The sequence below is a fragment of the Rathayibacter agropyri genome (assembly GCF_013249015.1).
Classification (GTDB): domain Bacteria; phylum Actinomycetota; class Actinomycetes; order Actinomycetales; family Microbacteriaceae; genus Rathayibacter; species Rathayibacter agropyri.
On the sequence record NZ_JABRPL010000002.1, the window covers coordinates 58,926 to 71,586 of the forward strand.

The following is a 12,661-nucleotide window of genomic DNA, read 5'->3' on the forward strand; positions in this document are numbered from 1 at the left end:
CGCGAGCACCGCTAGCACGGGCCTTCGACGGCATCGGCGGGACAGCGCGTGGCGGCAAGCCGGCCGGGCACGAGCCGCCTACCCTGGACACCATGGCCAGATCCCACCTCACTCTAGCCGCGCTGGCCACCTCGGCCGTCGAGGGCCTCGACGTCCGCACCGCGCGCCCTCTCACGTCGTCCACGCACGGCGACTTCGACTCCGCGCTGCTGACGACCCGGGGCGCAGCGCGGCTGGTGGTGCGGGTGCCCACGTCTCCGCTGGCCGAGCAGGAGCAGCTGGGCGACCTCATGGCGCTCCGGGCGCTGACCCCCGGGATTCGCAGCCGCCTGCCGTTTGATGTCCAGAAGAGCATCGGCCAGACGCCCTTCGACGGGACCCGCGCGGTGGTCTACGAGTACATCGAGGGCGACCGCGTTCTCATCGACGACGTCGCCGCGCAGAGCGGGCTCGCCGATTCCGTCGGTCGGGCGATCGGAGCGATTCACTCGCTGCCTGCCTCGTTCGTGCAGGAGGCTGGGCTGCCGATCTCGACGGCTCGCGACAGCGTGAACGAGACGGTCGCGGTCATCGAGCGCGCGGCCGACACCGGACACGTCCCTGCCGCCCTCGTCGCGCGCTGGGAGTCGGCGTCCTCGGATGAGGCGCTCTGGCAGTTCGATCCGACCGTGGTGAACGGCTCGATGACCGCCGACTCGTTTCTCCGCTCAGGGGACGTCGTCGCCGCGGTGCTCGGCTGGGCGGCGCTGCGCGTTGGCGATCCCGCCCGCGATCTGCACTGGTTGCTGAGTGCCCCCGGCTCCGAAACGGCGCTTTCCGCCTACTCCCGGATGCGCGCGGGCGCTGTGGACCGCGCGATCCGTCAGCGGGCTCAGCTCTACGCCGAACTCGAACTCGCCCGGTGGCTCCTGCACGGCACCGAGACCGACGACTCCGCGATCGTGGACGACGCGGTCGCCATGCTCGACACGCTGGTCGACAGCGTGCTCGGCGACCTCTCGGCCCCGCTCTCGACAGATACCGGGCCCGTGCTCGAGGTCTCGGAGGTCGAGGAGCTGCTGAACCGCACCCCCGGAGCCCGCACCGGCTCCTCCGCTCACGGCCGCGGGCTCGCCCCCGTCGCCGAGGAGAGTGACTCCGCCAGCTCGCGTTCGGAATAGAACCGCTCGGGCCGCAGCACGAGGTCGTCGGCGACGAAATAGAACACGGCGTCGACGCTGTCGAGCGGCACGCCCCGCCAGCGCGAGTAGGCGAGCCGGTACAGCGCCAGCTGGAACTGCTTGAGTTCGAGGTCAGCGGCGTCCTTCGGCGCGCGGCCGGTCTTCCAGTCGACGATCTGGACGCCCGCGTCGGTGCGGTAGACGGCGTCGAGCTTGCAGACGACGACGTGACCGGCGAGCTGGAGATGGATCTCGATCTCGACGGCTTCTGGACGCCGGTCGGCCCACTCCGAGCGCTCGAAGGTCTCGACCAGGAGCGCGAGCTGCTCGTCCTCGACGCTGGTCGATCCGCTCTCGTCGAGCTCGTTGGGGAAGGTATCGACGGCCTCAGCGCCGCCCTGGATGCCGAAGCGGTTCTCGACCCAGGAGTGGAACGTCGTGCCCAGGCGGGTCTGCCGGTACGGCCGTTCGGGCATCGGCCGGCGAAGCTGCGCAGACACCTCATCGGGCGTGCTCACGATGTCCTTGAAGCGCGACGCAGGGATGCGCGTCGGCAGCGGTGGCCGCTCGCCACCTGCGAGACGCACCGCCCGTTCGGCCAGCAGGAGGCGGATGTCGTCGCCGCGCGCTCCAAGCAGGGCCGGCTCCGCAGTGTGCACCCGCGCCGCCGCCGCCCGCACCCGCTCGCCCCGGGAGCCGAGCGGATCGTGCGGCCAGCGGAACGTGCGCGGCGCGCGGTCGAGCGGGTTCTCGAGGTCGGCAGGCTCGGTGGGGAGCGTCGGGATCGTCCCGGCCGCCTCGAGGTCGCGGAGGAACACCCCGGGTCTGCGCGGCTTGGCCTGACCCGCCCACCATGAGCCGCTGAGCAGCAGGTGGTGGCGGGCGCGCGTGACGGCGACGTAGGCGAGGCGGCGCTCCTCCGCCTCGTTGCGCTCGCGGAGCGTCTCGCCGAAGGCGCCGATCGCCTCCACGGCCTCCTTCTGGGTGGAGCAGCCCCGCCAGGCGAGGTCGGGCAGCTCGGCGGCGTCCCCGCGGAAGGCGTAGGGCATCGCGCCCAAGCGCACCCAGCCGCGGAAGCCCTCGACGGGCGTGCCGGGGAGCTCGCCGTCGACCATTCTCGGCACGGCGACGAGGTCCCACTCCAGGCCCTTCGAGCCGTGGATCGTCACGAGCTGCACGGTGCCGGGCTCGGGCTCCTCCGGGCGTGGGGCGAGGCCGTCACGCTTGTCGGCGAGCACCAGCCAGCGGAGGAAGCCCCGAAGCGACGAACCGGTTCCTGCGCCGCGGTCGTCGGTCTGTAGGTAGCCGGCGACCGCCTCGCGGAATGCCTCGAGGTTCGCTCTGCCGTCGCCGCGCGACTCGTTCGCCTCGACCTCGATGTCGAGGCCGAGTTCCTGCTCGACCAGGGTGACGAAGTCGAGCAGGTCGAGACCGGACCGCGCTCGCAGGCGGGCGAACAGGGTTCCCGCCTGGTGTAGCCGGCGCAGCCCCTCCTCGCTGAAGGCGCCGAGGGCGGAGTGGTCGAGGCGGCCGTCATCGCCGAGGCGGCGCGCGGCGATGAAGTCGAGGGCCTCGACGATCGAGCCGCCCTCGCCCTCGGTGACGGACGCGCGCATCCGCTCGCGCACCTCCTCCGGGAGGAGCCGGTGCGCGTGGTCGCGCGCGGCGAGCCAGGAGGCGAGGTCGCGGAGGGCCTTGAGGTCGCGAACCCCGAGGCGCCAGCGTGCGCCCGCCAGCAGGCGCACGAGTTCACTGCCCGCGGCGGGATCTTCCACCACCGTGAGCGCCGCCACCAGATCGGCGATTTCGGGCTGGCGGAGCAGGCCGCCGATTCCGAGGATGTGGTAACGGACGCCGTGCTTCGCCAGCGCTGCGGCGAAACGGTCCATGTGCGCGCGAACGCGAAAGAGGATGGCGGCCGACGGCGGCTCGGGGCTTTCGCGCAGACGCCCCGCACACCAGCGCGCAACATCGTCGGCCTCCTCCTCGATCGTCTCGGGGAACGTGATCTCGACGGGGTGGCCGCTCGCTCCCGGGCCGGCAGCGAGGGTGTCGACAGGCACGGCGCTTCCGGCCGAGAGGGGCTCGACGATCGCATTGGCGGCCGCGAGCACACCGTGGCCATTGCGCCAGCTGGTACTGAGCGAGAAGCGCGCCTCCCCATCGAAGTCGACCGCAAACCGGCCAAGACCCTCGGCGCTCGCCCCGCGCCATCCGTAGATCGACTGGTGCGGGTCGCCCACAGCCATCACGCCCTGCCCCGCGAAGAGCCGTGCCAGCAGCCTCGTCTGCAGCACCGAGGTGTCCTGGTACTCATCGAGCAGCACCACCCGGTAGCGGGCGCGATGCTCGTCGGCGATCCGGGGCACGCGGTCGACGATCCGCAGCGCGAGAGCGACCTGATCCGAGAACTCGACAAACCCGCGTTCTGCCTTCGCCTCCTGGAACCGCTCGGCGAGCGCCGTCAGCACGGGCAGTGCGCCCACCGCGTGCAACGCCTTCTCAAGCTCCCGGTAGAGACCGGAGCCGCTGCCTCCGCGCGGCAGCTCCCCCAGGCGGAGGAAGTCGTCGGCGAACGCGGCGACCTCGGCCGGGTTGGCGAGATTGTCGGCCAGATCGTGCGCGAGGGAGACGACGAGGTCGGTGAGCCGGTCGATCCCAGCCTCGACGTCGAGGATGCGCGGGTCGGCTGTGTCGGCGACGACGCCCCGGGCGAGGTGCCACGCGGACGCCTCCGAGAGGACAGTCGCATCACCCTCGCGCCCGATCAGCGCAGCATTGTCACGGAAGATTGTGTTCGCGAAGGCGTTGTAGGTCGAGACCGTGGCCGCCTCGAAGGGGTCGGGGGCGCTCTGCCCGGGCGGCAGCGGGAGGAGCCCCGCAGCGCCGAGCTGGTCGATCCGTCGCCCGATGCGCTCGCCGAGCTCGGCCGCCGCCTTCCGGGTGAAGGTGAGGCCGAGCACCTCGGAGGGAGCCGCGAGGCCGTTCGCGAGCAGCCACAGCACGCGGTTTGCCATCGTCTCGGTCTTGCCGCTGCCGGCTCCGGCCACCACCAGCGCGGGCCGCAGCGGCGCCTCGATCACGGCGCGCTGCTCGATGGTCGGCGGGCGCAGGCCGAGGCGCCCCGCGATGGTCAGAGCGTCGATCATGGCAGCGCCTCCTCGTCCGGCTCGTCGTCGTCGATCGCACCATCCTCGATTGCGGCGTCCTCGATTGCGTCGTCCTCGATTGCGAGCAGGCCGTCGCCGGGCACTTCGGGAACCGCGTGGATGCGGTAGCGCAGCGCGTCGCCGGGCGAGAACGGCACCGAGTCGAGTAGACCGGAGAACCGGGCCGCCGCCATGCCGAGTGCCGCCGCGCGGACGCGTTCGCGCAGGCGCTCCAGTTCCTCCTCGCTGAAGCGGGGCTGAACGACCTCGCGGTACGGCTTCCCGCGCACCCCTTGGGCGACGAAGAGCAGCTTCGCTCCGCCACCCGCCGCCGGGTTCGCGGCCTCGATCGCGCCCTCAGCCACCGCAAGCTGATAGCTGCCGAGCTGCGCGTGCTCGGCAACATCGACCTGCCGAGGAGTGCTGCGTCCCGTCTTGAGATCCACGATGGTCACGGAGCCGTCGGCCGAGCGCTCGACCCGGTCGATCGAGCCGCGCACGCGCGCCGGAGGCACGTCGAGCTCGAACTGCTGCTCGCGGCCGAGTACCTCGCCGCCGCCGCGCTCGAAGTCGGCGAGGTAGCCGGCGAGACCGTCGATGAGCCGCCGCGTCACGCGCTTCTGCCGCTCGCCGACCCACGGCGACTCGAAGACGAGTTCGGGCCAGCGCGACTCCAGCGCCGCCCAGAGCTCGTCGGGGTCGGTACTCGCGGCGTTCTCGAGCACCCAGTGCACGAGGGTACCGACGCCCATCGCCGTGCTGGTCGTCGAGCCCGAGACTGCGTCCACGAACCAGTCGAGCGGCGAGCGCTCGAACGCCTCGAGCCGGCTCGGCGATACCGCGACCGGCCGCTCCGGGTCGTCGAGGTCGAACAGCGGCTCGGTGCTCGAGGGCTCGAGGATTCCCGACCACTCGGCCGGGTCGGCGCCGGGCACCTCGGCCAGGGCAAGGGCACGCAGCCCGCGGATCGCGGCGGGCGCCTCCGGGGAACCTGGAGTGGTGGCCGTGCGTCGCAGTGCCGCGACCGCCCCGCGCAGCGTCATCGGCACCGCCGACGCGGCGTCGAGCCGGGGCGCGTCGGGCGGACTCAGCCGGAAGAAGAGGGAGGGCGTCTCGTCCTCGCCTGCCACGGCGCTGAGCACCACCTGTCGACGGGCGCGGGACACGGCGAGGGCGAACATCCGGAGTTCGTCGTAGAGCGTGGCTTTGCGCACATCGAGCGCGAGACCGCCCTCGCCCCGCGCGTGCCGCACCAGCCCGTCGGGGTCGAGCAGCGATCCGCGCTGGCGGAGGTTGGGCCACACACCGTCCTGCAGACGAGCGACGACGACCACATCAAATTCGAGCCCGACCACCGAAGAGGGGGTGCCGATGAGCACCGCGTCCTCGACCGAGCGGGGCGCGAGTGTGTCCTCCGGCACCTCCGCCTCGAGGATCTCGGTCACGAAACCGACGGCGGAGTGCCCGGGCGCCCGCTCGACGAAACGACGGGCCGCACTAAACAGCGCGACCACGCCGTCGAGATTGCGATGAGCCTCGGCCGCGGTCAGCCCCGTCCCGAGCGCGAGGTCCCGCCACGAGGCGGCCACGCGGCTCGACTCCCAGGCCGACCAGAGCAGCTCCTCGATCGAGCCGTGCTCGGCGTGCAGCCCGCGCACCCGGTCGATGGTGACGGCGAGCCGCTCGGCCTGGCGTGCGGGCGCCGAGTCGATCGTGGCGAAGCGGCCGGGAGCCGCCAGTGCCTCGACGAGAAGGGGATCGCTCGCGCGGATGCCACCGGCCGCGAGTTCCTCCGCACGCAGGGCGAGCCGGAGCCGACGCAGGCCGAGCCGGTCGACGCCGCCGAAAGGCCCCAGCAGCAGCTCGGAGGCGAGGTCGGCGTCGAGCTCGCGCTCACCGATCGCCACGCCGACAAGCACAAGCAGAGCGCGCGCCGCGTGATCGTCGCGGAGGGCACGGCCGGCGAGTACCGAGCGGGTCGGTACCTCCGCCACGGCGAGCGCCTTCACCAGCGGCTGGACCGCGGCCCCGGAGCGGACGACCACCGCCATCCGCCGCCACGGGACACCGTCGCGCAGTCGTCGCTCCCGGAGCAGCCGCGCTACCGTCGCCGCCTCGCGGGCGGCCGTGGGCGCGTGCAGCACGAGCACAGGGGCCGGCCCGCCCTCGGGCTGCGGCTCGGCGACCGCGGTGCGCTGGCGACCGGCGGCGGCGGTGCCGATCCGCTCCGTCGCGGCCGATACCAGAGCGCGCAGGGCGGCGGACTGCCGGTGCACCCGGGTGAGAACAAGCGTGCTGACCTCGGCGAGGCCGAGGCGCGAGGCAAAGCGGCCGAGAGTGTCGGAGGCAGCGCCGCGGTAGGCACTCGTCGCGACGTCGGGATCGCCCAGCGCCACGACGGTGACGCCGCGCTCGGCTAGCGCGCGCAGGAGCACAACGGTCGACTCGCTGGCCTCCTGCATGTCGTCCACGACGACGAGCCGCAGGGCGTCGATCCGCTCGCCGCCGCGCCCGGTGCGGATCGCCTCGGCCGCGAACGCAGCGAACTCGGCCGCGTCGAGTCGGGTGCCCGCCTCTGGCGCCATCCAGTCGACGACATCGCGCAACTCGTCGAGCACATCGGCGGCGGCACACCACTCTCCGCGCTCGGCGTCCACACCCAGCGCGCGGATCGCGTCCGTGTCGAGTCCGTGCTCGGTGGCGCGCATCCCGAACTCGCGCAACTCGGTGCGAAAGGTGCGCAGCCGCAACACTTCTGGGCTGAACTCATCGGGCCAGCGGGGACCCGTGCCCTCCTCGAGGTGGCCCTCGAGAAGTTCGGAAAGGAGGGCGTCCTGCTCGCCTCCCGTGAGCAGCGTCGGTCGCTCCAGCCCGCGCTCCTGTGCGGAGGCGGTCACCGCCTCGAACGCGAGCGACGTCGCGGTTCGCGCGAGCGGTCCCCGCGTTGGCACGCCCAGGCGCAGCGCCAGAACATCGCGGAGGGCCGTCGCCGCGGTGCGACTCGCGGCCAGCACGACGATCGACTCGGGGGCGTAACCCCGCTCGAGCACGCGCTCGGCGACCAGCTCGACGGCCGTGGTGGTCTTGCCCGTCCCCGGGGCGCCGAGGACCGCCGCGCTGCGCCCATCGGGCAGCGCGAGGACCGCGCGCTGGGACTCGTCGAGCGGGGCCGCGGGCGCCGTCGCTCCGCTCGCCTGTATCGGCAGAGCGGAGGCAGTGGCGTCGGTCGCGGAAAAGATCACGCGTCCACGCTAGCCACCACGTCCGACACTCCCGCGTCGCCGACCGACCCCTTCGCGCCGCGCTCTCCGCTCAACGCGAAACCGGTGTCGGCGCCGGAGCGCGGTCCCGTATCCTGACAGCCTCGTCCCCTCCCGAAAGGCACTGCTGGTGGAAATCCGTATTGGAATGGTCAACACCCCGCGCGAACTCAACTTCGAGTCGTCGATGTCCGTGACCGAGGTTGAGAAGACGGTGACCACGGCCCTCGAGACCGGTACCGCGGTCCTCCGCCTCCGCGACGAGAAGGGCAAGATCTACATCATCCCCACCCCCACCATCGCCTTCGTTGAGGTCGGCTCCGAGGAGTCGCGCCGCGTCGGCTTCGTCGCCTAGACACTCCCCCGCGGTCCGGTCGTGGAACTCCTCTTCGTCACCCTGTTCGGCGCGCTGATCGGGCTCGGTGCGCGCTACACGCTGCCGCACCGGCACCTGCACGGCTCCATGCTAGTGCCGGCGCTGGGCGGGCTGATCGCCGCCGTTATCTGGGTGGCGCTGACCTGGGCGGGCCTGCCGTGGGACGGCGGACTGATCTGGGTGATTACCCTGGCCATCACCGCGGTCGGCTCCGTGCTGATCACCCTGTCCCTCGGCCGCTCCCGGGCCCGCCGCGACGAGGCTTCGCTGCACGCCATGCTGTCGGGCCGCGTCGCCCCCTGACCATGCACGGCAGCTGACCACGTACAACGGCACTCGCGCTGGGCTCGGGTAGGTCCGGGAGGCCAATTCGCTCGGGGAGGCGGCCTCAGGCAGTGAGGCCGAGGGCGTCCATCCGCCGCGTGTGCGAAGCGATGAGCTCGGTGAAGACCGGCTCGATGCGTGACTCGTCCGAGTCGTGGTTACCCGAGCCGGACAGTGCAGAGCGGGCCACGAGGAGGGTATCGCCGACCAACCGACGGCCCCACACCGCCAGGCGGGAGCCCAAGCGCTCGTCGGCGGCAATCTCGCGGCGGAGGATGGCGACCACTCCATCTGCCCCGGTGTCGGCGCCGAGGGTCTGGGCGATCCGGGGCCCGACATCGCTCGGCAAGCCGCCGGAGAGGCGGATGAAGAAGTCGTCGAGCAGCCCCGCCGTGATGTGGGCCGAGAGCAGCGTCTCGTGCAGGTTGGCCCCGCGGGTCAGGCGCTCGAAGGTGTCGATTGCGGGCCGAAACGGCGCCATCGCCTCGCCCGGCTCAACGTCGCGTCGACGCAGCTCAGCGACCACGGCATGGTGCTTCGCGAGAGCGGTGCCCGCGGCGGCGGAAATCGCCTCCTTGTCGGCGAGATCGTCGCTCTCGGCGACGGCGCGGGCTAGCACCTCGAAGACGGCGAGCTGAAGATAGGCGACCTGGCCGAGATAGGGGAGGACTTCCGGCGTGAGGTCGGCCAGATCGACGCGGTCGCGCTTGATGGAGGATTCAGCGCGCGGCGTCAGGCGAGGAACGTCGAGGAGGGGACGTCGACGTCGGAACCAGGCAGCCATTCCCTCAGCATAGGGCGCGGAGGCACGCCGCTCCGGGGGCCGCGGCGGCCTCCTTCGGGGCCCTCGGGGTCGGGAGCAGTAGACTCGCCGAGATGTCACCGGCGCTGGATCGGTGACGCTGCGCCCGGAGTCGTACAGGGGCGTAGACCGTTCGACACGACAGGCGCTTCACTCCGTGACTTTCTCCGATCTGAAAATCGACGACGACATCGTCGCCGCGCTCGCCGCCAAGGGCATTCTCGAGCCGTTCCCCATTCAGGAGCAGACGATTCCCCTGGCCCTGCAGAAGCAGGACATCATCGGCCAGGCCAAGACGGGCACCGGCAAGACCTTCGGCTTCGGTCTCCCCCTCATCCAGGCCCTCGGCACCGATCCCGCACCCGGCGTCAAGGCGCTCATCGTCGTGCCGACCCGTGAACTCGCGGTGCAGGTGACCGAGGACATGGAGCTCGCCGCCTCGAACCGGCCGACCAAGATCGTTTCGATCTACGGCGGCAAGGCCTACGAGGGTCAGATCGACCAGCTTAAGGCGGGTGCGCAGATCGTCGTCGGCACGCCCGGTCGCCTGCTCGACCTCGCCGGCCAGCGCCTGCTCTCCCTCGCAGATGTGAAGGTGATGGTCCTCGACGAAGCCGACAAGATGCTCGACCTCGGCTTCCTCTCTGATATCGAGAAGCTGTTCGCGCAGACTCCCGCCACCCGCCACACGATGCTCTTCTCGGCGACAATGCCGGGCGCGATCGTCGCTCTCGCGCGGCGCTTCATGAACAAGCCGATCCACATCCGCGCGACGGACCCCGACGAGGGCATCACGCAGGCCAACATCAAGCACATCGTCTATCGGGCGCACTCGCTCGATAAGGACGAGGTGATCGCGCGAATCCTCCAGGCTGAGGGCCGCGGTAAGACCGTGATCTTCACGCGCACCAAGCGCGCCGCTGCCCGCATCGTCGAGGAGCTGAACGACCGCGGCTTCAACGCGGCGGCCGTGCACGGCGACCTCAACCAGGAGCAGCGTGAGCGCGCAATGGCCGCGTTCAAGGCCGGTAAGAAGGACATCCTCATCGCGACCGACGTCGCCGCGCGCGGCATCGACGTCAACGACGTCACGCACGTGATTAACCACACGATCCCGGACGACGACCAGACCTACCTGCACCGTGTCGGCCGCACCGGCCGTGCGGGCAAGACCGGCATCGCGGTGACCTTCGTCGACTGGGAGGACCTGCACAAGTGGGCCCTGATCAACCGGGCGCTCGAATTCGGCCAGCCCGATCCGGTCGAGACCTACTCCTCGTCGCCGCACCTCTACACCGACCTCGACATCCCCGCGGGCACGAGAGGCCGACTCAAGCCGACCCCGATCCCCGCCGAGGCGAAAGCCGTCGCGCGCCCCGAGCGTGCTGACCGTCGCCGTCGCACCCGTGGTGACTCCGCCGAGCCCTCTGCCGTGCAGACCGCCCCCGCGCCCTCGAGCGAGGGCAAGGAGCACCACGACGGCAACAGCGAACCGCGCCGTCGCACGCGCTCGCGTCGTCGCGCCCCTCGCCCCGACGCCCAGGTCTAATCGTCCTCTCGCGAAATGTCGCGAGATCGGCAGAGACGGTCGAGATACCCGTCCCCGGCAGCGCATTTCGTCCGTTGCGGCCGATTTCGTGGGCGCGAGTTCCTACGGGCGAGAGCAGGAGGCGCGGATCGCGTCGATCGTCACGCGGGGAGTCGTATTCTCGCCCAGGCGGTTGGGCTTGCCCGTGCCGTGGTAGTCGCTCGATCCAGTAGTGACGAGGGAGTAGCGGACCGCCAGCTCGCGCAGGCGCCGCTTGCCGTCGGCCGTGTTCTCGCGATGCTCGACCTCGAGGCCGAACAGCCCAGCGTCGACGAGCTGCGGCAGGATCGATTCGACCGCGATCCCCCTCGTGCTCGCCGCGGGGTGCGCGATCACCGGTACTCCGCCGGCTGCGCGGACAAGCCGCACGGCGTCGACCGGGTCGGGGGCGTAGTGCGGACGGTAGTAGCCGCCGCGCCAGTCGAGAATCCCCGCGAAGGCCGCCGAGCGGTCGGCCGCGAGCCCGCGGGCGACCAGAGCGTCAGCGATGTGGGGGCGGCCGATGGTCGTGCCGGGAATGGTCTGGGCGAGCACGTCGTCCCAGGTGAGGTCGTAGTCGGCTGCGATCGCGGTCACGATCGCCTCCGCCCGGTGCGTGCGAGCCGAGCGGATGCGCGCGGTCTCAGCGACGAGGCCCGGATCGGCCGGATCGATCAGGTAGGCGAGCACATGAACACTCGCCCAACCGACGCGCGAGGAGAGCTCCATGCCGGGCAGCAGGTCGATCCCGACGCTCTCGGCGGCGTCGATCGCCTCAATCCAGCCACCGGTCGAGTCGTGATCGGTGAGGGCCACTCCTGCCAGTCCCGCTGCGGCGGCGGCCCGCACGAGTTCGGCGGGAGCCTCGGTGCCGTCGGAGACGACGGAGTGGGTGTGGAGGTCGTACGCCCCTCCATCGATATGCATGCACTCCATCGTAGACGGGCCGGCCCCATGCCCTAGCCTGATCCGGGATGACGACGAGACTAGTGAAGGTGGCGGTGGCGATCGCGGTGGCGATCGTGCTGCTGGTGCTCGTCGTGCCGGGGTTCTTCGGCGTCGCCCGGGAGGCACCGATCGCGCAGATCGTGCCGTTCCGGCTGGTGACCGGCCTCGCCGCCGTTGCCGCCGCCGCCGTCCTGGTCGTGCTCGCGGTGCTGGTTGCCCCGATCCGCCGTCTGTCACTCGCGCTCGCCGCCCTCGGGGTCGCCTTCGCGGTGGTCCTCGCAGGCGTGCAGGGCGTGCGCGGCTACGCGTCCGCTCCCCCGCGCGCGCACCGGCTCGCCGACGTCCGCGTCGTGAGCTGGAACATCCTGCACGACGGCGTGCCGCCCGAGACGATTGCGGCCCTCGTACAGGAGAACGCCGTCGACGCCGTGGCCCTGCTCGAGGTCTCGCGCTCGCGCGCCGAGGAGGTCGCAGACGCTCTCTCCGCCGCGGGAGCGCCGATGACGCTCCACTACGCCGGAGAAGGCGGAACCGACGGCTCCGCTCTACTCCTCTCACCCGGCCTCGGCGGCTACAGCGTCGACCCGGGCAGCGTTATCACGGGCGTGACTCCCTCGCTCGTCGCCCGACCGGACACGCCCGAGCGGCCGGTCCTGGCCGCCGTTCACACGATGGCGCCCGTGCCCGGGCGTCTCGCCCAGTGGCGGAGCGACCTCGCCGGTCTGGCTCGGCTGTGCACCGCGGAGGAGGACGTCATCGTGGTCGGCGACCTCAACTCCACCGCCGACCACTGGGCCGGTCTTCCCGGCACTGCATCGCTGGGCGGATGCGAGGACGCCAGCGCGCTGGCGGGAGGCGCCGCCCTCGGCACCTGGCCGACCTCGGTTCCACCCGCCCTCGGCGCTCCGATCGATCACGTTCTCTTCTCAGGCCGCTGGGCGGTCTCCGGCTACTTCGTGGTCGAGGACCGCGACGAAGCGGGGAGCGACCACCGACCCCTCGTCGTTCAGCTCTCGGTCCGCGGCCTGGTGAAGGATTCCTCCTAAGACTCCTCCACAGGCTGCGCCCGTCACCG

9 protein-coding genes are annotated in these 12,661 nt (G+C 71.6%); 5 read left to right on the forward strand and 4 right to left on the reverse strand.

The genetic code is table 11. The features are described 5' to 3' along the window. Nucleotides 1-92: 92 nt before the first annotated feature. Nucleotides 93-1,160 (forward strand): phosphotransferase, encoded by a 1,068-nt coding sequence (locus HRF29_RS05875; protein ID WP_173246198.1) that lies wholly within the window; start codon nucleotides 93-95, stop codon nucleotides 1,158-1,160. On the opposite strand, the gene HRF29_RS05880 is transcribed toward HRF29_RS05875, so the two are convergent. Together HRF29_RS05880 and HRF29_RS05885 are read right to left on the reverse strand one after the other, a co-directional pair. Next, a complete protein-coding gene (locus HRF29_RS05880) occupies nucleotides 1,097-4,309 on the reverse strand; it encodes an ATP-dependent DNA helicase (protein WP_173246201.1) in 3,213 nt (1,070 codons plus the stop codon). The two genes, HRF29_RS05875 and HRF29_RS05880, sit on opposite strands and share 64 nt — an antisense overlap. After that, nucleotides 4,306-7,551: a PD-(D/E)XK nuclease family protein gene (locus tag HRF29_RS05885; RefSeq protein WP_343043667.1), complete on the reverse strand. Its 3,246-nt coding sequence runs from the start codon at nucleotides 7,549-7,551 to the stop codon at nucleotides 4,306-4,308. Before HRF29_RS05885 ends, HRF29_RS05880 begins: the two co-directional genes overlap by 4 nt. Nucleotides 7,552-7,699: 148 nt before the next feature. Here HRF29_RS05885 and HRF29_RS05890 point away from each other — a divergent pair, with 148 nt between their 5' ends. Both HRF29_RS05890 and HRF29_RS05895 read left to right on the forward strand, forming a co-directional pair. After that, nucleotides 7,700-7,924, forward strand: a complete 225-nt coding sequence (locus HRF29_RS05890; RefSeq protein ID WP_173246204.1) for a DUF3107 family protein — start codon at nucleotides 7,700-7,702, stop codon at nucleotides 7,922-7,924. A 21-nt stretch (nucleotides 7,925-7,945) separates the two neighbouring features. Next, nucleotides 7,946-8,248 (forward strand): hypothetical protein, encoded by a 303-nt coding sequence (locus tag HRF29_RS05895; RefSeq protein ID WP_173246208.1) that lies wholly within the window; start codon nucleotides 7,946-7,948, stop codon nucleotides 8,246-8,248. Nucleotides 8,249-8,333: 85 nt separating this feature from the next. On the opposite strand, the gene HRF29_RS05900 is transcribed toward HRF29_RS05895, so the two are convergent. After that, nucleotides 8,334-9,053, reverse strand: a complete 720-nt coding sequence (locus tag HRF29_RS05900) for a ferritin-like fold-containing protein (RefSeq protein WP_173246210.1) — start codon at nucleotides 9,051-9,053, stop codon at nucleotides 8,334-8,336. A 175-nt stretch (nucleotides 9,054-9,228) separates the two neighbouring features. Here HRF29_RS05900 and HRF29_RS05905 point away from each other — a divergent pair, with 175 nt between their 5' ends. After that, nucleotides 9,229-10,620: a DEAD/DEAH box helicase gene (locus HRF29_RS05905; RefSeq protein WP_173246213.1), complete on the forward strand. Its 1,392-nt coding sequence runs from the start codon at nucleotides 9,229-9,231 to the stop codon at nucleotides 10,618-10,620. A 102-nt stretch (nucleotides 10,621-10,722) separates the two neighbouring features. Here HRF29_RS05905 and HRF29_RS05910 read toward each other — a convergent pair whose 3' ends face one another. Beyond that, the gene (locus tag HRF29_RS05910; protein ID WP_173246216.1) at nucleotides 10,723-11,565 is read right to left on the reverse strand and encodes a PHP domain-containing protein; all 843 of its coding nucleotides are present in this window, start codon (nucleotides 11,563-11,565) and stop codon (nucleotides 10,723-10,725) included. Nucleotides 11,566-11,612: 47 nt separating this feature from the next. Here HRF29_RS05910 and HRF29_RS05915 point away from each other — a divergent pair, with 47 nt between their 5' ends. Further along, a complete protein-coding gene (locus HRF29_RS05915; RefSeq protein ID WP_173246219.1) occupies nucleotides 11,613-12,632 on the forward strand; it encodes an endonuclease/exonuclease/phosphatase family protein in 1,020 nt (339 codons plus the stop codon). Nucleotides 12,633-12,661: the final 29 nt, after the last annotated feature.